Origin of the sequence: Amycolatopsis vancoresmycina (assembly GCF_000716785.1) — a bacterium.
Classification (GTDB): domain Bacteria; phylum Actinomycetota; class Actinomycetes; order Mycobacteriales; family Pseudonocardiaceae; genus Amycolatopsis; species Amycolatopsis vancoresmycina.
The window spans coordinates 82,269-104,841 of the sequence record NZ_JNYY01000010.1 but is presented as its reverse complement, the minus strand read 5'-3'; the positions used below and the strand labels follow the sequence as shown (position 1 = coordinate 104,841).

The window sequence follows — 22,573 nt, the reverse complement described above, 5'->3', positions numbered from 1 at the left end:
ATGCGGCCTGTGCTGCTGGAGATGACCGGCTTCGCGTCCTTCCGCGAGAAGACCGAAGTCAGCTTCGAGGACACCGATTACTTCGCGCTCGTCGGCCCGACCGGCGCGGGCAAGAGCACCGTGATCGACGCGCTCACCTTCGCCCTCTACGGGTCCGTCGCCCGCTGGGACCACGAAGGTCTCGTCGCGCCCGCGCTGGCGCCGACGGTGAACCGCGCGACCGTGCGGCTGGTCTTCGACGCCGGCGGCGCGCGCTACCACGTCGTGCGCGAAGTCCGGCGCAGCGGCGGGAAGAAACCCACGGTCAGCGTGAAGAACGTCCGCCTGGAACAGCTCGCCGACCCCGCCGCGCTGGGCGGTCCGGACGACGACGCCGAGGCGATCGCCGCGGACTCCGAGGTGACCCCGGCGATCGAACGCCTGCTCGGGTTGACGTTCAAGCACTTCTGCACCTGCGTCGCGCTGCCCCAGGGCGACTTCGCGGAGTTCCTGCACGCGAAGGCCGCCGACCGGCAGAAGATCCTCATCAAGCTGCTGGGCCTGGAGGTCTACGAGCGGATCGGCCGCCGCGCGGGCGTGACGGCGGAGCAGCAGAAGCAGCGGGCCGCCGTGCTCACCGAGCAACTCGGCAGCTACGCCGACGCCACCGAAGAAGCCGTGGGGGAACTGGCCGCGCGGATGACCGCGCTCGCGGAGCTGGACGCCCGGGTGAACGCGGCGCTGCCGGGGCTGCACGACGCGGCACGCGCGCACGACGAAGCCCGCCAGCACGTCGCCACGCTGACGCAGGAGCTGAGCGTCCTCGACGCGGTGGAGCGCCCGGACGGCGTCGAAGACCTCGAAACCCGGCGCCGGAGCGCGGCGGAGGCGGCGACGGAAGCCCGGGCCGGGCTGGAGGCGGCGGAAACGGCGGACGAAGCCGCCCGGGCCGCCCTCGCCGCCGCGCCCGCGCGAAGCGAGCTGGAGCGGATCCGGGCCGACCGCACGGAACTCGCCGCGACCGAGCAGGCGCTCCCGGGCCTGGCGGAAGCCGCAAAGGCGGCAACGCAGGCCAAAGACGTCGCTGCCGCCGCGGTCGCCGAAGCGGTGTCGATCGTCGAAGCGGCCCGGAAGAACCGGGACACCACGGCCCGCACGGCCGAGAACGCCGCCGCCGAAGCCGCGAAGGCCCGGCAGGACCGCGACCGCCTGGCCGGGTTGAAGGCGCCCGCCGAGCTTGGGGACCTGACGGCGGAAGCGGCGCGGGTGGCGAAACGCACGGCGGACGCGACCGCCCGGCTCGGCGCGGCCGAGGCCGCCGACGCCGAAGCGCGCGCGGCGCTGGCGGCGCAGCCCGACGTCGCCCCGCTCGCCGCCGCCCGCTCCGACGCCCGCACGCTTTATACGGTGTGCGACGCGCAACGGAAGGCCGCGCCGGAGCAGGCAGCGCGCCGGAAGGAGCTCGAAGGCGCGCGAACCGCCTTCGCGCGTGCCGACGCCGAAGTCACCGAGGCGAAGGCCGCACTGGCCGAAGCCGAACGCACCGGGCAGGCCCTGGTGCTGCGGGCCGGGCTCGCCGTCGGGCACCCGTGCCCGGTGTGCGAGCAGCAGGTCTCGACGCTGCCGGACGCGGGCGGCCACGCCCACCTGGCCGAGGCGAAGGATCGCCTCGAGCGCGCGGAAGGGGAGCGCGCGGCCGCCGAGTCCGCGCTGCGCAAGCTGGAGCGCGCGGCGGATCGCGACGCCGACGCGAGCGCGGCCGCGGCCGCACAGGCGGAAGAACTGCGTGCCGCGCTCGTGACCGTCGACGGGCCGCCCGAGTCGGTGGTGCTGCAACGCCCGGTCGAGGCCACCTTTTCGGAGCAGGACTACGCGGACCTCGTCACCGCCGTGCGGGAACGAGGGGAATGGCTGTCCGCGACGATCGACGCCCGCGCCCGCGTCGCCGAGGCGGCTCGCGTGGCGGACGCGGAACTCGCCGCGGCCCGCGCCGAACGAGCGGCGGCCCAGCAGGATGCCGACGTGCTCGGGAAGTCCGTCGCGGCGGCCGGGGAAGCGCTGCGGGCGGCCCGGGATCCCCTGGTCGAGCTGGGCGCGCCGGCCGTGGACGCCGACGACGTCCCGGCGGCTTGGCGGGCCCTGACCACGTGGGCGGCTTCCGCGCTGGACGAACGCCGCACGGTCCTGGCTTCCCTGGAGGCGGCGGCCGAAGCCGCGGGCAAGGAAGCCGCCGTCGCGGCCGACGACCTCATGTCCGCCGAACGCAGTGCCGACCAACGGCGGAAGCGGGCGGAAGAGGCGGCGCTGGCCGAGCAGTCGGCGAGCACCGGGTGGGCGAACGCCCGCCGCCGCCACGGCGAACTGGTCGAAATCCTGGCCGGCGCGCCGTCGGCCGAAGTCGTCACCGAGCAGCTCGCGAAGGTCGCTTCGCTTGAACAAGCCGCGAAGGCCGCCGACACGGACCTGCGAACCGCGCGGGCGGCCGCGAAACGCGCGGCGGAAGCGCAGGAGGGCATCGGCGCCCAGGTCGAGGCCGAGCGGCAACGCCTGTCCCGCGCGCGAGATCCGCTGGTCCGCCTCGGCGCGCCACCGATCGACGGCGAAAGCCTGCTGGACGCCTGGACCGCGCTCACGGAATGGGCCGCGCGCCAGGCGGGCGCCCACCGCGACCGGCTGGCCGCGGCGACGACCGCGGAGAGCGAGGCCGCCGAAGCGTTGCGCGTGGCCGAACGCGCCGTCGCCGACGACGTCACCGCGCTCGGCGTCGCCGTGCCGGACGGGCCGGTGCGGGATCGCGTCCCGGTCGCCGTCGCGGCCGCCAAGGCCCGCGCGGACGCCGACCACGCGGAGCTGCAGCGGCGCGTCGCCCGGGTGGCCGGGCTGCAGGGCGACATCGCGGCCGCGGAGTCCGACGCCCAGGTCGCGCGGCTGCTCGCGGATCTCCTGCGCTCCGACAAGTTCCCGCGCTGGCTGATCGCCGGGGCGCTCGACACGCTGGTCGCCGAGGCGTCGGCGTCGCTGCTGGAGCTGTCCGGCGGCCAGTTCGAGCTGACCCACGACAAGGGCGACTTCCTGGTGGTGGACCACAACGAGGCCGACGCCCGCCGCCCGGTGAAGACGCTGTCCGGCGGCGAGACGTTCCAGGCGTCGCTCTCGCTAGCCCTCGCGCTGTCTTCGCAGCTGGGCGCGATGGCCGCGGAGGGCGCGACCCGGCTGGAGTCGATCTTCCTCGACGAAGGGTTCGGCACGCTGGACGAGGCCACCCTCGACGTCGTGGCGTCCACATTGGAGAACCTCGCCGCCGGCGGCAGCCGGATGGTCGGGGTGATCACGCACGTGCCGGCGCTCGCCGAGCGCGTCCCGGTGCGGTTCTTGGTGACCAGGGACGGCGCCGGCTCGCACATCGCCAGGGAGGGCGCGTGACCGTTCAGCAATTCAATACGGTGGCCGGGATGAACTTCAGCATCGACGCCTGGGACCCGGGCTACGGCAGCTCGATGGAGGCCGAGGACCTCGGCCGGTCCCAGGCCGAGGTCGAGCTGGACGTCGAGGTCCCGGCGGGCGAGTGGGCGCCGATCGACCCGTCGCCGGTGTCGCCGCCGGAGGCGGTGTGCTTCGTCGACGGCGTCCGGCGGATCGACGCGCGGGTCTGGATCGACGACCCGGCCGGGACGAACTCGGCGTCCATCGGGATCTGCGCGTCCTACGCGGCCGGGGTCGTGTGCTGCTGCGACGGGCGGGCGCACGTCGTGGGCACCGACGTCCGGCGCGGGCTGTTCACGGTCGCCCCGCGCGCGGACGACATCGCCACCCCGGCCGGGATCTACACCGCGCACCGCGCGGCGGCCAAGGAGGACAAGCCGCTGCCGGTGGTGCTGTCGTCGGCGTTGCAGGAGCAGCTGGCCGAAACCGAGCTGGAGACGGCGATCCGGGCGCGCACCGCGATCGCCGGCCACGTCCGCGGCGACCTGCTGGTCGTGGACGGCCCGCTGCGCGGCCGGGCGCACCTCGAGCGGACCGTCGGGTTCATCAAGAGCCACCAGACGACGTACCTGCCCGGCGAGCTCAACTCCCTCGTCGGCCGGCTCGGCGCGCACCAGCGCACGCCGGTGTTCCTGATGGGCACGACCTGGGTGCGGCACTCGTGGTACCTGCGGTTGCCGTCGGCGGGCGGCCCGCCGTGGTCGGGGGTCGTGCGCGTGGAGGCGGCGCCGCACCTCGGACGCGCGGAGGTGGCGGAGCTGGCCAACCTGACGCAGTCGGTGCTGGGGCGGTTCGCGTCCGTCCCCTACAAGGACTCGCGGGCGCCGCAGAACCTGTACCCGATCGCCGGGCTGGAGCGGGACCTGCGGCACCGCCTCGGCGACCAGCAGTTCGTGTACCGGGCGCTGCGGCTGGCCGCCGCCCGTTAGGCCGATCAGGGTTTTCTCGGCGCCACTCGCCGCGCCTCTTCTCCGCCTTGAGCCGGGGAAATGGTCGAGTCCAATCGCGGATTCAAGTACGTGAACGCGATCGAGTCTATGTTTCCTTGTCACGTATGGGTTAGCTTGGCCGCCGTTGGTCCCGTTCGATGGCGAGGGAGACTCGATGCGCTACGGCCCGCTGGTTCTCGTCGTGGTCCTGGGGTTGTCGGCGGCGACGCCGGCGGCCGCGGCCGGGCAGCCCTGGCGTGACGCCCGCCAGTCACCCGACCGCCGGGCCGCGGAGCTCGTCGCCGCGATGACGCTCGACGAGAAGATCTCCCAGCTGCACCTGCAGCCCGACGCCGAGCACCAGCGGTTCGTGCCGCCGATCCCACGGCTGGGCGTGCCCGGGTTCCGGATCGCCAACGGCCCGGCCGGCATGGGCCCGGCCGACGACAAACCGCAGAAACCGGCGACCGCGCTGCCGGCCACGATGGCGCTGGCGTCGACGTTCGACACCGGCCTCGCCCGCCGGTACGGCCGCCTGGTCGGCGACGAGACCCGCGCGCTCGCGCACAACGTGTCCGAAGGGCCGGACATCAACATGGCCCGCGTCCCGCGCAACGGCCGGACGTTCGAGGGCATGGGGGAGGATCCGGTGCTCGCGGGCACGCTGGCCGCCGCCGACATCCGCGGCATCCAGGAGAACGGCACCATCGCCGAGGTCAAGCACTACGCGGCGAACAACCAGGAGACCCAGCGCTTCACCATCGACGAGCACATCGACGAGCGCACCTTCAACGAGATCTACCTGCCGCACTTCGAGCAGGCGGTGACCGAAGGGCACGCGGGCTCGGTGATGTGCGCGTTCCCCAAGATCAACGGCGTGTTCATGTGCGAGAACCCGGCGTTGCTGCAGGGCAAGCTGCGCGACGACTGGGGGTTCAAGGGGTTCGTCCAGTCCGACTGGGGTGCCGCGCACAGCACCGTCGGCTCGGCGAACGCGGGCATGAACCTCGAAATGATCGACGGCACCTGGTACGGCGACAAGCTGAAGCAGGCCGTGCTGGCCGGGCAGGTCACCGAGAAGCGCGTCGACGAGCTGCTGCTGCCGCGGTTCCGCACGATGTTCGCCTTCGGCCAGTTCGACCACCCGCCGGTGCTCACCCCGCTGCCCACCGCGCAGCACGACACCGCCGCGAAGGAGTTCGCTGAACGCGGCATGGTGCTGCTGCGCAACGAACACGCCCAGCTCCCGCTCGACGCGGGCGTGCGGTCGATCGCGCTCATCGGGCCGTTCGCCACCAAGGCCAAGACCGGCGGCGGGGGCAGCTCGGCTGTCATCCCGACGTCCACAGTGGACCCGCGGCCGGGCCTGCAGCAGCGCGTTCCCGGTGCCGTGGTGACCCTGGACGACGGCAGCGATGTGGCCAGGGCGGCCGCGCTGGCCCGGACCGCCGACGTCAGCGTCGTGATGGTCGGGGACAACGAGGCCGAGGGCAAGGACCGGCCGAGCCTCGCCCTGGACGGCAACCAGGACGCACTGGTGGCGGCGGTCGCCGACGCGAACCCGCACACCGTGGTCGTGGTGAAGAGCGGCGGCCCGGTGCTCATGCCGTGGGCGTCGCGGGTGCCGGCGATCCTGCAGGCGTGGTACCCCGGCCAGCAGGACGGCGCGGCGGTGGCGGGCGTGCTCTTCGGCGACGTCAACCCGTCGGCGAAGCTGCCGATCACGTTCCCGGCGGCGGACGCCGACACCCCGGCGAACACGCCGGCGCAGTACCCCGGTGTCGACGGCGTGGCGACGTACTCGGAGGGGCTGCAGGTCGGCTACCGCTGGTTCGACGCGCAGGGGCGCGCGCCGCTGTTCCCGTTCGGCTACGGCCTGTCGTACACGACGTTCGCCTTCTCGGACCTGAAGGTGCGCTCCACCGGGGACGGCGCTACGGCGACGTTCACTGTGCGGAACACGGGGCAGCGGGATGGTGCTGAGGTTGCGCAGCTCTACCTGGGGTTCCCGGCTTCTGCGGGGGAGCCGCCGCGGCAGCTGAAGGGGTTCTCGCGGGTGTCGCTCGCGCCGGGTCAGTCTCAGCGGGTGACGATTCGGCTGGACGCGCGTGATTTCTCAGTCTGGGACACCGGGCGGCACGCGTGGCAGGCGGTGCGTGGAGGGTTCACCGTGTCCGTTGGTGACTCTTCCCGCTCGCTGCCACTGCAGGCTTCGGTGCGTCGCTGAGGTTCGTCAGGCGGCGGCGAGGGTGGTGCCGAGGGCTCGGCGGCCGTCGGCGGTGAGCTCGGCCCGGGTCCACTGGCCCACGGCGACGACCCGTGCCGGGCGGATCAGCCCGGCCCGCGCCAGCTGGTGGGCGGTGGCCTGGTCGCAGCACGGCAGGCCGTCTACGCGGAGGTCGGGTTCGCAGCTGCAGGTCAGCTCGGCTCGCCCGGCTCCGACGGCTCGGAGCATCGCCAGCGCGCGGCGATTCAGTTCGGTGATCATGGTCTCCCCCTTTGTAGTGCTGTTGGTTAGGAGACGTGACTCGGGTCACTGAGTACGCCGTTTTGGGGAGGGTCACCCGAATAGGGGCATGGGGGTGACCTGGATGTCATCTGAGGCCGCCGGTTGGGTGTTCCGCCACCCTTAAGCCGCCGGTTTGGTGTTCCGCCACCCCGAAGCCCGATTGTGACTACGGTCGGCGGCACCGCGTCAAGGCGGGAAAGCGTGCCTTGACCCGGTGCCGCCGGCCGTGTTCTGGCTTCGGATCGGGGTTGCGGGGGGACTGGGTGTCCTTGTGGTCCCGTCCGGTCGTTGTCTTCGGTGGGGCGGGGGCGGCTGGGTGCCGTTGGGGGGCCGTTTCGTTGCCGTCTCCCGTGGGCTTACAGGCGCTCCTGCAGTGCGTCTGCTGCTGCCAGTAGGTCTGCTGCCCAGCGGGCTCCTGGTTTGCGGCCGATGCGCTCTATCGGGCCCGAAACCGAGACCGCTGCCACCACCGTGCCTGCCGAGTCGCGTACCGGGGCCGAGATGCTTGCCACTCCTGGCTCGCGCTCTGCCACGCTCTGCGCCCAGCCGCGCCTTCGCACCTCGAGGAGCGTTCGCTCGCCGAAGACCGCGTCCGCCAGGATTGTGCGCTGGGTGTGCGGGTCCGCCCAGGCCGCCAGTACCTTTGCGCCCGAGCCGGCCGTCATCGGGAGCCTGGAACCCACCGGGACCGTGTCGCGCAGGCCGCTCGGCGGCTCGGCCGTCGAGACGCACACTCGCTGGACGCCGTCGCGGCGGTACAGCTGGACGCTTTCGCCCGTCACGTCGCGCAGCTTCGGCAGGACCACGCCCGCCGCGTCGAGGAGGGGGTCCGTCGAACCGCCCGCCAGCTCGGCCAGTGCCGTGCCGGGGCGCCAGCGGCCGTCCGGACCTCGGCGCAGCAGGCGGTGCACCTCCAGGCCGACCGCGAGCCGGTGGGCGGTGGCGCGGGGCAGGCCCGTTCGCGTGCACAGTTCCGCGAGGCCGCAGGGGTCGTCCGCGACCGCCTGCAGGACGGCCACTGCTTTGTCCAGTACTCCGATACCGCTATGCTGTCCCACGACCCGATACTAGCGTCCCGCACTTTGGGAAGTCCAGCATCTGGGAAAACCCTGAACTCGAGCTGCGCCCTTCCTCCGCGGCTCGCATCCCGTTCGCAGGTGCGCGCCCGAGTTCGTCGACGAACCGTGGAAGGAGCCGGAGATGACCAGCCCGACCGGCAAGGCCCGCACGCTGGCGGAGAAGGTGTGGGAAAGCCACCTCGTGCGCCGAGGCGAAGGCGCCGAACCGGATCTGCTCTACATCGACCTCCACCTGCTGCACGAAGTCACCAGCCCGCAGGCCTTCGACGGCCTCCGCCTGGCCGGGCGGCCGGTGCGCCGCCCCGATCTGACCATCGCGACCGAGGACCACAACGTCCCGACCGTCGACATCGAGCTCCCCATCGCCGATCCGGTCTCGCGCACCCAGGTCGACACCCTTCGCCGCAACTGCCGGGAGTTCGGGGTCCGGCTGCACCCGATGGGTGACGTCGAGCAGGGCATCGTGCACGTCATCGGCCCGCAGCTGGGCCTGACCCAGCCCGGCATGACCGTGGTCTGCGGCGACAGCCACACCTCCACGCACGGCGCGTTCGGCGCCATCGCCTTCGGCATCGGCACGTCCGAGGTCGAGCACGTGCTCGCCACCCAGACGCTGCCGCTGCGTCCCTTCAAGACGATGGCGATCACGGTCGACGGCGAGCTGCGGCCCGGCGTCACGGCGAAGGACATCATCCTCGCGGTGATCGCGAAGATCGGCACCGGCGGTGGCCAGGGCTACATCCTGGAGTACCGCGGCCAGGCCATCGAGGCGCTCTCGATGGAGGCGCGGATGACCGTCTGCAACATGTCGATCGAGGCCGGCGCCCGCGCCGGGATGATCGCCCCGGACGAGACGACGTTCGCCTACCTGAAGGGCCGTCCGCACGCGCCGCAGGGCGCGGACTGGGACGCGGCGGTCGAGAACTGGCGGCAGCTGCGCACCGACGAGGGTGCCGAGTTCGACGCCGAGGTGCACCTGAACGCGAGCGAGCTGACGCCGTTCGTGACCTGGGGCACCAACCCCGGCCAGGGGCTCCCGCTGGGCGCCGAGGTGCCCGACCCGGAGCTGATCCCGGACGAGAACGACCGCATCGCCGCTGAAAAAGCCCTGTCCTACATGGACTTGAAGCCAGGCACGCCGCTGCGGGAGATCGCCGTGGACACCGTCTTCCTCGGGTCGTGCACCAACGGCCGGATCGAGGACCTGCGGGCCGCGGCCGAGGTGCTGCGGGGGCGGAAGGTGGCGGACTCGGTCCGGATGCTGGTGGTTCCCGGCTCGATGCGGGTCCGCAAGGCCGCCGAGGCCGAGGGGCTCGACCAGATCTTCACCGAGGCGGGCGCGGAGTGGCGCCAGGCGGGCTGCTCGATGTGCCTCGGCATGAACCCGGACCAGCTGAAGCCGGGGGAGCGCAGCGCGTCGACGTCGAACCGCAACTTCGAGGGCCGGCAGGGCAAGGGCGGCCGGACGCACCTGGTGTCGCCGCTGGTGGCCGCCGCGACGGCCGTCCGGGGCACGCTGTCGTCGCCGGAAGACCTGCTGACCGCCGCCCGCTGACCACCCGAGGAGCTACTGCCATGGAACCGTTCACCCAGCACACCGGCGTCGGCGTCCCGCTGCGCCGGTCCAACGTGGACACCGACCAGATCATCCCCGCGGTCTACCTCAAGCGGGTGACCCGGACCGGCTTCGAGGACGGCCTGTTCGCGGCCTGGCGCGGCGACGAGGACTTCATCCTCAACTCCGAGCCGTTCCGGAACGGAAGCGTGCTGGTCGCGGGCCCGGACTTCGGAACCGGTTCCTCCCGCGAGCACGCTGTCTGGGCGCTGATGGACTACGGCTTCAAGGTCGTCATCTCCGCCCGGTTCGCCGACATCTTCCGCGGCAACTCCGGCAAGGGCGGCCTGGTGGCGGCCCAGTGCGAGCAGCACGACGTCGAACTGCTCTGGAAGCTGCTGGAGAACGAGCCCGGCACCGAGGTCACGGTCGACCTCGAGACCAAGACCGTGCGGGCCAAGGACTTCACCGCGCCCTTCCAGATCGACGACTACGTCCGCTGGCGGCTGCTGGAAGGCCTCGACGACATCGCTCTCACGTTGCGCCATGCCGGTGAGATCGACAGCTTCGAGGCGAGCCGCCCGTCCTGGAAGCCGACGACGACGCCGGTGACCGCCGGCTGATCCGTTCCGGGGCGGGATCCCTTGCCGGAGAAGGGATCCCGCCCCTTTCCGGATTGTTCCAACCCACGCCGAACGGCCCTCCGCGAGCCCCGTTACCGGGGCGTTGCGCGAGGCGGAACCCGTCCCGGGACAAGGGAAAGTTCCGCGTACCGTTTGGAATTTGTGCTGCCTTGGTAATACCGTGTCGCTAGTCGGCCGACGCGGCCGTGGAGCCTTCCTGGAGGACTGGACATGGCCAACAAGGCCCAGCTGATCGAGGCGCTGACGGAGCGCCTGGGCGACAAGAAGGCCGCTTCCGAGGCGGTCGACGGTCTGGTCGACATCATCATCCGGACGGTCAACAAGGGCGAAAAGGTCAACATCACGGGCTTCGGCGTGTTCGAAAAGCGCGCCCGCGCGGCCCGGACGGCCCGCAACCCGCGCACCGGCGAAGCGGTGCGGGTGAAGAAGACGAACGTGCCCGCGTTCCGCGCCGGAACCACGTTCAAGGACGTCATTTCCGGCGCGAAGAAGCTGCCGAAGGCAACACCGGCAAAGCGCACGACGAGCACCCGCGCAGCGGCGGCCACGACAACGCGCGCAACGACGTCCCGCACGACGGCGGCCAAGCCGGCAGCAACGAGGACGACGACAACGCGCACGCGCACGGCGGCGGCGAAGCCGGCAACGACGAGGACAACGGCAACCAAGGCGGCCCCGAAGGCGACGACAACTCGCGCGAAGGCGGCCCCGAAGGCGACGCCGGCCAAGTCGACGACGGCTCGCACAACGGCGGCGAAGACGACGGCAGCGAAGACAACGGCGGCGAAGCCGGCCACGGCGGCGAAGACCACTACGGCTCGCAAGACGACCACGGCGAAGGCACCGGCCAAGCGGACCTCCACCGCGGCGAAGAAGGCCTGACCGGCCGAAACTGTCGGACCCCTGCGGTAACGTGAAATCAGGGGGTCCCCTGGGGGGTTACCTCCTGTTGGGCGAGCAATGATTCGACGGGGCCCCGCGCGACGTGCGCGGGGCCCTGCCGCATATCCAGGGCGCCGGTGGGCGAAAGCGATCCACGCCGCCAGACGATCCGCGGACTCGGGCGGCTCGCGTACCCAGGCGGTCGGCTTGCGTACTCAACGGGTCGGCTTGCGTACCCGGACGGTCGGCTCGCGAACTCAGCCGGTCGGCTCGCGTACTTTGGCGGTCGGTTGGCGAAGCGAATGGCCGCGGGCGAACCGAGCTCAGGGCGCGCGAACCCGCCCGCCTGGCCAAGCGACTCGACCCTCCCGGTACGCGAATCGACCGTCGGGGTACGCGGGCCGACCGCCCAGGTACGCGAGGCGACTCTCGGGGTACGCGAGCCGAGCGCCCCGAAGGGCGAGCCGGCCGCCTGCGAACGTGGACCGGCCGTCTGGCGCGCAAACCGACTGCCCGGGTACGCGAGCCGACTGTCCCGGCGCGCCAACCCACCCCCACTCGCGCGCGCCAGTGATCGCCCAAAGTCACCCATCGCCCGCGCTCGCCCCCGAACCGGCGCCGCTCGTCACCCGCTCGGCCCAACCTCTACTCCGGGACCGGTTCCGTCCAATTTCCCAAAGTTGCTTGAGCGCCCGGCCGAGTGATGCCACGCTGCCCTCCTGGCCCGCGTCCGGCGGGGCCGGCGGGGCGAGGCGAACCTGGGGGCGACCACCATCGACATCCGGCTGCTCGGCCCGTTCCAGGTGCTCGTCGACGGTTCGCCGGTCGTGCTGACCAGTTCCCGGCAACGTGCGCTGCTCGCCACCCTCGCCCTCTCCGCCGGGCGGCTCGTCTCCATCGATGCCCTCGCCCGTGGGGTCTGGGGGGAGACTCCGCCCGCGCACATCCGCGGCAGCCTGCAAACCTACGTCATGCGCCTGCGCCGGCTCTGCGGCGAAGACACCGTCGTCACCGAACCGGACGGCTACCGGCTGGTCGTCGACCCGTCCCGGGTGGACGCCCTGCGCTTCCTCCACACCCTCGACCAGGCCGCGGCCGCCGCCGAACCCGCCCAGCGGCGGGAACTGCTCACCGCCGCCCTCGGTGGCTGGGGTGGGGTTCCGCTCGAAGGCGTCGGTTCTCCCGCGCTGGCCGCCGAATGGGGGCCCCTGCTGACCGAGCGGTACCTCTTCGCCGTCGAACAGCGCATCGATCTCGATGCCGGGCTCGTCCCCGATGCGCGGCTCGTCGCCGAACTGACCGACCTGGTCGCGCAGCACCCGCTGCGGGAATCCCTGTGGGAACGGCTGGTGCGCGCCCTCGCCCGGTCCGGGCGCCGCGCCGAAGCGCTGGCGCGCTACGCCGGGCTGCGCGCGTTGCTGGCCGACGAACTCGGCGTCGAACCGGGTGAAGACCTTCGGCGCCTGCACGCCGAACTGCTCGCCGCCGATGCCGATCCGGCCGTCCACACCGTGCCGCGGCAGCTGCCCTTCGACGTCGCCGGTTTCACCGGGCGCGGCCCCGAACTGGCCGAACTCGACCGGCTGCCGCCCGGTGGCGCCTCCGGCATCGTCGTCATCGAGGGCACCGCCGGTGTCGGGAAGACGTCGCTGGCGGTGCACTGGTCCCACCGCGTCCGCGACCGCTTCCCCGGCGGCCAGCTGTTCCTCGACCTGCGCGGGCACTCCGCCGGCACCCCGGTCACGCCCGGCGCCGCGCTGGCCGGCTTCCTCCGCGCCCTCGGCGTCCCGGCCGAGACCCTGCCTTCCACAGTGGAGGAACGGTCGGCGCTGCTGCGCAGCAGGCTGGCGGGCAGCCGCACCCTCATGCTGCTCGACAACGCCCGCGACGCCGACCAGGTCCGCCCGCTGCTGCCGGGGCCCGGCAACCTGGTCGTGGTGACCAGCCGGAACCAGCTGCGCGGCCTCGTCGCCCGCGACGGCGCCCGCCGCATCGCGTTGCGCTCGTTCGACGACCGCGACGCCACCGCGCTGCTCGCCGGCAGCGTCGGGTCACAACGGCTCGCCGCCGAGCCCGACGCCGTCGCCGAACTCGTGCAGCTCTGCGGGCGGCTGCCGCTGGCGCTGGCGCTGGCCGGAGAACGCGCTTCCCGGTTCTCCGGCGTTTCGCTCGCCGGAATCGTCGAAGAACTCCGTGACCAGCGGCTGCGGCTCGACACCCTCCGCGACCCGCAGGACGCCGGCACCGATCTGCGGGCCGCGTTCTCCTGGTCGTACAAGGCCCTGCGCCCGGCCGCCGCCCGCTTCTTCCGGCTGCTCGGCCTCCACCCCGGCCACGGCTTCACGCTGTCGTCGGCGGCCGCCCTCGCCGGTGCCGACCTGCGCGAAGCCCGCGAACTCGCCGACCAGCTCGCCGCCGCCCACCTGCTCAACCAGCCCGGCACCGACCGATACCAGTTCCACGACCTCCTGCGCGTCTACGCCGCCGAACTCGTCGAAACGGAAACGACCGCGGCCGAGCGCGAAGCCGCGCTGCGCCGGCTCCTCGACTGGTACCTCGCGAGCGTCGCCGAAGCGAACAAACTCGTCCGCCCCGACCTGCTCACCGAGGACATCACGCTCGACCCGGCGCCGCTGCCCGCCGTCCGCTTCGCACAGCACGAGCAGACGATCGCCTGGTACACGACCGAACGCCAGGCACTGACGGCGCTGGTCGGCATCGCCGCCGGCCACGGCTGGACCGCGCACGCCTGGAAGCTGGCGTGGCTGTTGCGCGGTTTCTTTGCCGAACGCCACGACCGTGACGACTGGATCACCACCGCGCGCACGGCGGTCGCCGCCGCCCGCGACGCCGGCGACAACACCGGGCTGCAGTACAGCGCCAACAACCTCGGCTCGGCCTACCTGCGCACGCTGCAGCCCGACAAGGCGCTCGAAGCCCTGGAGGAAGCGCGCGCGGCGTCCGAGGCCGGCGACGGCACGGCGCTGACGGTGGCGATCCTGTCCAACCTGGCCGGCGCCTACTACGTCCGCGCCGAATACGCGAAAGCGGAACGCCACGCGCTCCAGGCGGTGCGGCTGGCCCGCGACAACGGCCAGCGCACGTTCGTCCCGCACGCGCTGCTGAACGTCAGCGCCAGCCGCATCGGCCTGCGCGACTACGACCACGCGGCCGAAGCGGCCCAGGCCGCCCACGAGGCATTCGCGGAACTCGGCGACCGCTACCACGCGGCGCTGGCGCTCGGGAACGTCGCCGAGGCCCTCGAAGGCGCCGGCCGGCACGACGAGGCGGAAAGCGCCGGGCTCGCCGCCCTCGCCGAGCTGAAGGAACTGAACGCCGACTACGGCACGATCGACGTCCAGATCACCCTCGGCCGCCTCAAGCACCGCATGGGCCGGGACCGGGAAGCGAGCGGTCACTGGGCCGAGGCGCTGACGGTCAGCCAGCGCCTCGGCGACCCTCGCGTCGCGGAGATCCAAGCCCTGCTGGCCACGGTGCCGACAGAAAACCCCTCGCCCGGGGATGCGCCGTACCCCTAGCCCGGCGCAGCCCAGCGGGACCCTGATCCAGTACACCAAGATCGACTGTCACACCGCTGTCTTGTGTGGTTAGCGGGTTTCTGGGTTTCTCGACGCGGGCCTCGATCGTGGCTATTCAAGCCGCCGGTTCGGGCGTCCCGCCACCCCGAAGCCTGATTGTGACTACGGCCGGCGGCACCGCGTCAAGGCGGGAAAGCGTGCCTTGACCCGGTGCCGCCGGCCGTGTTCTGGCTTCGGATCGGGGTTGCGGGGGGCCTGGGTGGCGTTGTGGTCCCGTTGTGCGTCGGCGGTTGCGTTGGGAGTTGGTGGTGGTCCGTCAGGAGTGGCTTGGTGATGGGGCTGGTAAGGCGCTTGGGTGGTAGTCCGCTGCCATGAGCAGGGGGCCTTCCTTTGTCGTTGGTCGGCGGAACGACAACACCCAGAACGAGCCCTTCTTGCTCGGGACCACTCCGGCCCTTGCCGCCGGGATCTCCACTCCGTCGCGGTCGGCCAAGGCGCTCACCAGGTCGGGGATCACTCCGCCCTGGCTGCACACCACCGGTGTTCCGCCGTCGCCCGCCAAGGCCAGCAAGCGGGCCACGCCCAGGACCGGGTCCGGCCAGTAGCCCTCTTCCGACAACAGCGGTTCGTGGCGCACCTCGGTGCCCACGTCCTCCGCCACTCCGTGGACCGTCTGCACGCAGCGCAGCCGGGGGGCCGACAGCACCCGGCTCGGTCCGAACAGCGTCAGCACCCTGCGCAGGGCCGCCGCCTGGCGTTGGCCTGCCTCCGACAGGGGGCGGAGGTCGTCGTCGCCTGACCACTCGTCGCGCTTGCCCGCCTTTGCGTGGCGGACCAGCAGCACCGTTGTCAGGCCCACCGGTAGCTCGCAGAACGATCGCAGCACCCGCACGTCCTCGGGGCGTGTCAGTGCCTTCTCGGCCGCCGACGGTTCGAGCCAGCGGAGCTCGTCGACCTCGTCGTTCGGGGTGAACTTGCCGGAGACCGCTTCCGCCGCGAAGTAGTCGACCGTCTTCGGCACCGTGCCGGCGCCGTTCTTCGACGGCACCGGGTACGCCGACCGGGTCAGGTAGCGGCCCAGGACTGCGGTGAACCCCGTCTCCTCACGCACTTCGCGGACCGCCGCCTCGGCGATCGTCTCGCCCGGGTCGAGCTTTCCCTTCGGCAGTGACCAGTCGTCGTACCGCGGGCGGTGGACCAGGGCGACTTCCGTCTCCCCTCCGGCGACGCGCCACAGCACCGCGCCGGCCGCCCGTACCTCCTGGGTCATCCGGCGGCCCCGTGCAGCTTCGCCAGCTCCAGCTGGTGGTCGCGCACGCGGGAGCCGTCGGCCGGGAACGGCGACCACTCGCCGCTCTCGGTCAGCACCCAGCAGCGCGTTGCCGGGTCCAGCGCCGAGTCGAAGATGTTGTCCAGCTGCGCCGTCAGCTTCGGGTCCTTCACGCGGACCAGCGCCTCGATCCGGCGGTCCAGGTTGCGGTGCATCATGTCCGCGCTGCCGATCCAGTGCGTGCCGCCGGCGCGGAAGTTGAAGATCCGCGAATGCTCCAGGAACCGGCCGAGGATCGAGCGGACGTGGATGTTCTCCGACAGCCCTTCGACGCCGGGCTTGAGCGTGCAGATCCCGCGCACCACGATCTCGACCGGCACCCCGGCCTGCGACGCGTGGTAGAGCGCGTCGATGACCTGCTCGTCGACCAGCGAGTTGCACTTGATCCGGATCCCGGCGTCCTGCCCGGCCCGCGCCAGCTCGATCTCCTCACCGATCGCGCGCACGATGCCGCGGCGGATGCCGTGCGGCGACGTCAGGATCGTCCGGTACGTGTCCTGGCGCGAGTAGCCGGTCAGCACGTTGAACAGGTCGGTGACGTCCGCGCCGATGCTCGGGTCGGCGGTGAACAGGCCGATGTCCTCGTAGAGCCGCGCCGTCTTCGGGTTGTAGTTGCCGGTGCCGATGTGGCAGTAGCGGCGGATGGTCGAGCCCTCCTGGCGGACGATCATCGACACCTTGCAGTGCGTCTTCAGCCCGACCAGGCCGTACACGACGTGCACGCCCGCGCGCTCCAGCGTCCGCGCCCAGGTGATGTTCGCCTGCTCGTCGAACCGCGCCTTGATCTCCACCAGCGCGACGACCTGCTTGCCCGCCTCCGCGGCGTCGATCAGGGCGTCGACGATCGGGGAGTCACCGGACGTCCGGTACAGCGTCTGCTTGATCGCGAGGACCTTCGAGTCGGCCGCGGCCTGCTCGATGAACCGCTGCACGCTGGTCGAGAACGAGTCGTACGGGTGGTGCACCAGCACGTCGCCCTCGCGCAGCGTCGCGAACACGCTCTTCGGCGTCTCGCGCTCGCCGAACGCCGGGTGCGTCGCCGGGACGAACGGCCGGTCCTTCAGCTCCTTGCGGTCCACAGCGGACAGCTGGTGCAGGCAGGTCAGGTCGAGCAGGCCCGGCACCTCGACGACGTCGGCCGGGTCGACGTCCAGCTCGCGCAGCAGCAGCTCGAGCATGTGCTCGCTCATGTCCTGTGCGACCTCGAGACGCACCGGCGGGCCGAAGCGGCGCTGCGCCAGCTCGCGCTCGAGGGCCTGCAGGAGGTCTTCGTCCCGGTCCTCGTCGACCTCGAAGTCGGCGTTGCGGGTGACGCGGAAGACGTGGTGCTCGGTGACGTCCATGCCGGTGAACAGCTCGCCCAGGTGGGCGGCGATGAGCTCTTCGAGGGGGAGGAACGTCGCCGTCCGGCTGGTCCGCTCGGTCTCGACGCGCATCAGGCGCGGCACGTTGCTCGGTACCTTCACCCTGGCGAAGCGCTCGGTGCCGCCCTCCGGGTCGCGGACCGTCACCGCGAGGTTGAGCGAAAGGCCCGAAATGTAGGGGAACGGATGCGCCGGGTCGACGGCCAGCGGCGTCAGCACCGGGAAGATCTGCTCGGAGAAGTAGCTCGACAGCCGGAGCTGGTCGGCGCCGGCCAGGTCGGCCCAGCCGACGATGTGGATGTCCTCCTCGGCCAGCTGCGGGCGCAGGTGCTTCTCGAACGCGCCGGTCTGCCGCTCGACCAGGTCCTGGTTGCGCTTGGCGATGTAGCCGAGCTGCTCGCGCGGGGTGAGGCCGTCCGCGCTGCGGACCAGCAGGCCGGTCTCGTCGCGGCGCTTCAGCCCGGCGACGCGCACCATGTAGAACTCGTCCAAATTGGACGCGAAGATGGCGAGGAACTTGGCCCGCTCCAGCAGCGGCTGCGACTCGTCCTCGGCCAGCGCGAGCACGCGGGCGTTGAAGTCCTGCCACGAGAGCTCGCGGTTGAAGTACCGGTCGTCCGGCAGCGTCTCGACGGCGGTGGGCGCGGTGGTGACCGCGGGCGGCGCCGACGGGACGGCCCGGAACTCCTCGGCGTTGCGGGCGTTGCCCTGCGTGGCACTGCGGCGCCGGGTCGTCCCCGGGGTGGCCGCCGCGGCGGTGGTCTTGCGGGGGCGCGCCTTGCCGGCGGTGGCACGGGCGGCGGTGTCGCGCGCCGTGGACTTCGACGGGACCTTCTTGGCTGCGGCCGGTTTGGCCGCGTTCGCCCGGGCGGTCGTCTTCTTCGCCGTCTCCGAAGATTCGTTCGCCGGGTTCCGTCGCCTCCGCGGTGCGGGCGTGCCGCCGTCGTCTGTGCTCACGGCCCCCATTCTTCACTAAGCCGCGCCGGATTGCGCAGGCCGCGGTGAAGGTCAGGTGAACAGCTCGGCGGTGTGTTTTCCGACACCGAGGGCACGCACGTGGGCGAGATCATCGGGGGTGTCGACGTCGCTGCGCAGGCTCGGCAGGGCCTGGCGCAGGGGGATCGCGCCGGACGCGGCGTGCTGCCGGGCCGAGCCGGGCCCGAACCGCGGGTCGAGGGGCTCACCGGGGGCGGCCAGCAGGAGGGTGGTGCCGGTGCCTTGCCGATCGGCGACGAAGGCCCGCCGGCCGGCGGCCTCGGTGAGGGCGGCGGTCAGATCACCGGCGGTCAGGGCGGGAAGATCGGCTTGCAGCGCGCCGACGACGGCGCCCGGATCGTCGGCTTTGAGCAGGGCCTCACCGTGGCGGAAGGCGGCGTTGAGGGACCGCTCGCCGGGTTCGGCGACGATCTCGACCTCGACCCCGAGCTCGGCGAGCTCCCCGACGGCCAGCGGATCAGCGGCAACGAGCAGCACCCGCCGCACCCGCCCGGCGGAGACGACGGCGGAGAGGGTGTCGGCGGCCAGGGCGAGAACCAGCCCGGGATGCCGCTCCACGGCGACGGCACCACGCAGCCGCGACTTGCCGTCGCGGGGGTGTTTCATCGGCACGACCAGATCCACGTCCACGTGTCCATCTTTACCGGAAAGGCGGGGAGGGGGTGGCGGGGTGGGGCGGGTTGTCCACAGGCGGTGGGTGTTGTGGACAACTTGGGGATGGGGGTGGGCTGCTGGGACTGCCGAGACTGGTGGGGCTGCTTTGGCAGCGAGCCCGGACGACTCGGGCACGACCTCCGAGCCCTCCGAGCACCCCCGAAACCGCTCCCGAGCAGCTCGAACCCACCCTCCCTGGACTGCTCCGAGCCCGGCGCGGCAGGATCAACGCCCGGACGTTGCACATGGAGGAGGAGATCGTGGCCCGGCGTGAAAAGGGTGGCTTCTGGGTGGGGTTCGCCGCCGTACTGTTCTACCCGCTCACCGGTATTGCGCGGCGGGTCTACGTCGGGGCCGAAAAGATTCCGCGGCAGGGGCCCGCGCTGCTCGTGCTGAACCACATCTCGCACCTCGATCCCGCCGTCGATGCCGTCTTCGTGCACCGGCAGAAGCGGGTTCCGCGGTTCCTCTTCAAGGAGAGCCTGCTGCGTGCGCCGATCCTCGGCCCGATCGTCGGGGGGTCCGGGCAGATCCCCGTCTCGCGGGGGTCGGCCGCCGCCGGGGACAGTCTCAAGGCTGCGCACGAAGCCCTCGAAGCAGGCAAGATCGTCGTCATCTACCCCGAAGGCACCATCACCAAGGATCCCGCCGGCTGGCCCAAGGAGTCCTTCACCGGCGCCGCCCGGCTCGCGCTGCAGAACGACGTTCCCGTCATCCCCATCGCGCGGTGGGGCACCAGCCAGATCTTCAACGGCTACACCAAGAAGTTCACGCCCTTCCCGCGCAAGACCATCACGCACTCCGTCGGCGACCCGATCGACCTCTCCGCCTACCGGGGCGGCAACACGCGCAGCGCGTCGAAGCTGCGTGAGGTCACCAAGATCATGATGGACGACGTCACCCGGCTGCTCGCCGAGATCCGGCACGAGGAGCCGCCCGCCGCGAAGCCGGAGGACCCGGCCTGATGCGCGCCGACGTGCAGCGGGTCACCGTGCTCGGGGCCGGGTCTTGGGGCACTGCCTTCGCGAAGGTGCTCGGCGACGCCGGGCGGGACGTCACGATGTGGGCGCGCCGGGAAGCGGTCGCCGAGGACATCCGGGACCGGCACACCAACAGCGCCTACCTGCCCGGTGTGACCCTCCCGGAGAACGTCACCGCCACCAGCGATCCCGCGGAAGCGACGAAGAACGCCGAAGCCGTCGTCCTGGCCGTGCCCAGCCAGAGCCTGCGCGCCAACCTGACGTCGTGGCGTGACCTGCTGCCGCCCGAGGCGATCCTGGTCAGCCTCGCCAAGGGCGTCGAACTCGGCACGCTCAAGCGGATGAGCGAGGTGATCGGCGAGATCGTCGGGATCGACGGAGGCGAGGTCGTCGTCGTCACCGGGCCGAACCTGGCCAAGGAGATCGCCGCCGGGCAGCCGTCCGCCTCCGTGCTCGCCTGCGCCGACCACGAACGCGCCGTCGCCGTCCAGCGGGCCTGCGCCAACTCCTACTTCCGCCCGTACACCAACACCGACGTCGTCGGCTGCGAGCTCGGCGGGGCCTGCAAGAACGTCATCGCGCTCAGCACCGGCATGGCCGCCGGCCTCGGCCTCGGCACCAACACGATGGCGACGCTCATCACCCGCGGGCTCGCCGAGATGGCCCGGCTCGGCGCGAAGCTCGGCGCCGACCCGCTGACGTTCGCCGGGCTCGCCGGCGTCGGCGACCTGGTCGCGACCTGCTCTTCGCCGCTTTCGCGCAACCGCACCTTCGGGGAGCGCCTCGGCCGCGGCGAGACCCTCGAGCAGGCGCAGGCGGCCGCCGGCGGGCAGGTCGCCGAGGGTGTCATGTCGTGCTCGTCGATCCGGGCCCTCGCGCAGAGCCTCGGTGTCGACATGCCGATCACCGACGCCATGCACCGCGTCTGCCACGAGGGCGTCGACCCCCGCCAGGCCGGCGCCGAGCTGCTCGGCCGGTCCCGGAAACACGAATGGTCCTGATCCGTGGGACGGCTTGACCGGGAAGGACGCGGCTGCGAATCTTGTCGCATGTTCGCGTACGCCATGTCCGAGTCGCGGGGCCGCACGGCCCTCCGCTCCGACGTGCGCGCGTGTCGCTGTTGTCGGTGAACCCAGCCCCGGCCCAGCTCGACACCCTTTTCCTTCCCGTGAGGACCCTCATGTTCGCCGTTCCGGACAACACGCTGCTGCGTCCCGAAAACCCCGCCCTGCGCCACCCGGTGCGCGTCGCGCTCGAGGTCGCCGCCGACCGCGACCGCTGGCGGCACCTGCTGCGCTACGACCCCGACGAGCGCTTCGCGACGCTCGTGGCGAAGGACGAGCAGCAGGAGGTGTGGCTGATGAGCTGGCTGCCCGGCCAGCGCACCGACCTGCACGACCACGCGTTCGCCAGCGGCGCGTTCACCGTGGTCGGCGGCCACCTGACCGAGGCCGTGGCGCGCAGCGCCCCGGACGGCCGCGCGGTCACCGAGCTGCACGCCCTTTCCGCCGGGCAGTCGCGGGTGTTCGGCCCGGGCTACGTGCACGAGGTCCGCAACGACGGCCCGGACCCGGCCATCTCGGTCCACGTCTACCGTGACGCGGGCCGCGCGATGCGCCCGTACCACCTCGACCCGGTCGAGGGGCCGATCCCGGACTGAGCCGCTCAGTCCAGGTCGCCGCGGCGGCGGAACTCCCGCTCGATCCGGTCGCGGTCCGCGCCGGAAGCAAGTAACACGTGCAGCAGGATCCGCGCCTTGCGCGCGTCCAGCCAGCCCGCCATCGTCGCGCCCATCGCGATCAGGCTCGACTCCGAGCCTTGGAAGCCGTACGTCGAGCGCAGCGTCGGACCGGCGCCCGTCCGCGAAGCGACCACCACCGGGATCGACGGCACCAGCCGCGCGATCACGTCGGCCGTGCCGGACGAAACGTGTCCCACGCCCGTCGCGGCGACCACCACCCCGCGGACACCGGGCTGCGCGGCCACGGACGAAAGCACCGCGCCCGAGTCGTCCAGGCCCGCTTCCACCACCGGGACCAGGCCGCCGAAGTCCACGCCGGTGAGCGCGGGCGGGCGCGGCGGCGACGGGTGGAACCAGTGCACCGCGTGCTCGACGACCATGCCCAGCGGCCCCGCGGGCGCCGACGAGAACGCGTCCAGCCGGCTCGAATGCGCCTTCCGCACCCAGCGCGCCGCGTGGACGTCGTCGTTGAGCGTCACCAGCGCGCCCCGGCCGCGGCTACGCGGGTCGGCCGCCACGGTGAGGGCGTTGCGCAGGTTCGCCGGGCCGTCCGGGCTGAACAGCCCGGCGTTGCGCATCGCCCCGGTGACCACCACCGGGATCTCGGACGGCCAGGTCAGGTCGAGGAAGTACGCCGTCTCCTCGAGGGTGTCCGTGCCCTGGACGACGACGAGCCCGTCGGCGTCCTGCCGCAGCCCCCAGTCGCGGCAGCGCAGCAGCGTCGCGAAGTCCATCGACGCGCTGCCGATCCCGGCCAGCGTCTCGGCCAGCACGTCCATCGGCAGGTCGCCGAGGCCGCCGAGCAGGTCGGCCGCGCCGAGCCGCGGGACGGCGCCGCCGTCCGCGCCGTCCGGGGCCATCGAGATGGTGCCGCCGAGGGAGGCGAGGGCGATCAGGGGCATGCGGCCA

Annotated in this window: 16 protein-coding genes; 10 read left to right on the top strand and 6 right to left on the bottom strand. The window is 72.2% G+C overall.

Going from position 1 to position 22,573, the window contains the following annotated elements:
• The 3 genes from OO60_RS24925 (at position 1) to OO60_RS24910 (ending at position 6,618) form a co-directional block, all read left to right on the top strand.
• Positions 1 to 3,402 carry an AAA family ATPase gene (locus tag OO60_RS24925; RefSeq protein WP_081911255.1) on the top strand — a complete coding sequence of 1,134 codons (3,402 nt, stop codon included), beginning with the start codon at positions 1 to 3 and terminating at the stop codon, positions 3,400 to 3,402.
• On the top strand, positions 3,399 to 4,391 hold the full coding sequence (locus OO60_RS24915; RefSeq protein WP_244885576.1) for a hypothetical protein: 993 nt from the start codon (positions 3,399 to 3,401) through the stop codon (positions 4,389 to 4,391). The genes OO60_RS24925 and OO60_RS24915 overlap by 4 nt, the downstream gene beginning before the upstream one ends.
• 175 nt (positions 4,392 to 4,566) lie before the next feature.
• Positions 4,567 to 6,618, top strand: coding sequence for a glycoside hydrolase family 3 C-terminal domain-containing protein (locus OO60_RS24910; RefSeq protein ID WP_004560680.1), 2,052 nt, complete (start codon positions 4,567 to 4,569; stop codon positions 6,616 to 6,618).
• 6 nt (positions 6,619 to 6,624) lie between these two features.
• Here OO60_RS24910 and OO60_RS24905 read toward each other — a convergent pair whose 3' ends face one another.
• A complete protein-coding gene (locus tag OO60_RS24905; RefSeq protein WP_004560681.1) occupies positions 6,625 to 6,879 on the bottom strand; it encodes a hypothetical protein in 255 nt (84 codons plus the stop codon).
• A gap of 377 nt (positions 6,880 to 7,256) precedes the next feature.
• The gene (locus tag OO60_RS24900; protein ID WP_004560682.1) at positions 7,257 to 7,958 is read right to left on the bottom strand and encodes an IclR family transcriptional regulator; all 702 of its coding nucleotides are present in this window, start codon (positions 7,956 to 7,958) and stop codon (positions 7,257 to 7,259) included.
• A gap of 142 nt (positions 7,959 to 8,100) precedes the next feature.
• On the opposite strand from OO60_RS24900, the gene leuC reads away from it, so the two are divergent.
• The 4 genes from leuC (at position 8,101) to OO60_RS24880 (ending at position 14,599) form a co-directional block, all read left to right on the top strand.
• Positions 8,101 to 9,534 carry a 3-isopropylmalate dehydratase large subunit gene (gene leuC / locus OO60_RS24895; RefSeq protein WP_004560683.1) on the top strand — a complete coding sequence of 478 codons (1,434 nt, stop codon included), beginning with the start codon at positions 8,101 to 8,103 and terminating at the stop codon, positions 9,532 to 9,534.
• Positions 9,535 to 9,554: 20 nt separating this feature from the next.
• Positions 9,555 to 10,157: a 3-isopropylmalate dehydratase small subunit gene (leuD, locus tag OO60_RS24890; protein WP_004560684.1), complete on the top strand. Its 603-nt coding sequence runs from the start codon at positions 9,555 to 9,557 to the stop codon at positions 10,155 to 10,157.
• 231 nt (positions 10,158 to 10,388) lie between these two features.
• Positions 10,389 to 11,060, top strand: a complete 672-nt coding sequence (locus OO60_RS24885; RefSeq protein ID WP_004560685.1) for an HU family DNA-binding protein — start codon at positions 10,389 to 10,391, stop codon at positions 11,058 to 11,060.
• 827 nt (positions 11,061 to 11,887) lie between these two features.
• The gene (locus OO60_RS24880; RefSeq protein ID WP_240490887.1) at positions 11,888 to 14,599 is read left to right on the top strand and encodes an AfsR/SARP family transcriptional regulator; all 2,712 of its coding nucleotides are present in this window, start codon (positions 11,888 to 11,890) and stop codon (positions 14,597 to 14,599) included.
• A gap of 316 nt (positions 14,600 to 14,915) precedes the next feature.
• Here OO60_RS24880 and OO60_RS24875 read toward each other — a convergent pair whose 3' ends face one another.
• From OO60_RS24875 to cofC, 3 genes are read right to left on the bottom strand one after another with little or no spacing between them, the layout of a single operon-like run.
• Positions 14,916 to 15,869, bottom strand: coding sequence for an NUDIX hydrolase (locus OO60_RS24875; RefSeq protein WP_004560687.1), 954 nt, complete (start codon positions 15,867 to 15,869; stop codon positions 14,916 to 14,918).
• On the bottom strand, positions 15,866 to 18,259 hold the full coding sequence (locus tag OO60_RS24870) for an RNA degradosome polyphosphate kinase (RefSeq protein WP_205624267.1): 2,394 nt from the start codon (positions 18,257 to 18,259) through the stop codon (positions 15,866 to 15,868). The genes OO60_RS24875 and OO60_RS24870 overlap by 4 nt, the downstream gene beginning before the upstream one ends.
• A 42-nt stretch (positions 18,260 to 18,301) precedes the next feature.
• Positions 18,302 to 18,919, bottom strand: coding sequence for a 2-phospho-L-lactate guanylyltransferase (gene cofC, locus OO60_RS24865; protein ID WP_004560689.1), 618 nt, complete (start codon positions 18,917 to 18,919; stop codon positions 18,302 to 18,304).
• A 269-nt stretch (positions 18,920 to 19,188) separates the two neighbouring features.
• Here cofC and OO60_RS24860 point away from each other — a divergent pair, with 269 nt between their 5' ends.
• The 3 genes from OO60_RS24860 to OO60_RS24850 all read left to right on the top strand — a co-directional run bounded on the left by OO60_RS24860 (position 19,189) and on the right by OO60_RS24850 (position 21,583).
• Positions 19,189 to 19,908, top strand: a complete 720-nt coding sequence (locus tag OO60_RS24860; protein ID WP_004560690.1) for a lysophospholipid acyltransferase family protein — start codon at positions 19,189 to 19,191, stop codon at positions 19,906 to 19,908.
• Positions 19,908 to 20,924 (top strand): NAD(P)H-dependent glycerol-3-phosphate dehydrogenase, encoded by a 1,017-nt coding sequence (locus OO60_RS24855; RefSeq protein WP_004560691.1) that lies wholly within the window; start codon positions 19,908 to 19,910, stop codon positions 20,922 to 20,924. Before OO60_RS24860 ends, OO60_RS24855 begins: the two co-directional genes overlap by 1 nt.
• Positions 20,925 to 21,103: 179 nt before the next feature.
• Positions 21,104 to 21,583, top strand: coding sequence for a cysteine dioxygenase (locus OO60_RS24850; RefSeq protein WP_004560692.1), 480 nt, complete (start codon positions 21,104 to 21,106; stop codon positions 21,581 to 21,583).
• Between the two features lie 5 nt (positions 21,584 to 21,588).
• Here OO60_RS24850 and OO60_RS24845 read toward each other — a convergent pair whose 3' ends face one another.
• Positions 21,589 to 22,566 (bottom strand): asparaginase, encoded by a 978-nt coding sequence (locus OO60_RS24845; RefSeq protein WP_004560693.1) that lies wholly within the window; start codon positions 22,564 to 22,566, stop codon positions 21,589 to 21,591.
• Positions 22,567 to 22,573 lie beyond the last annotated feature (7 nt).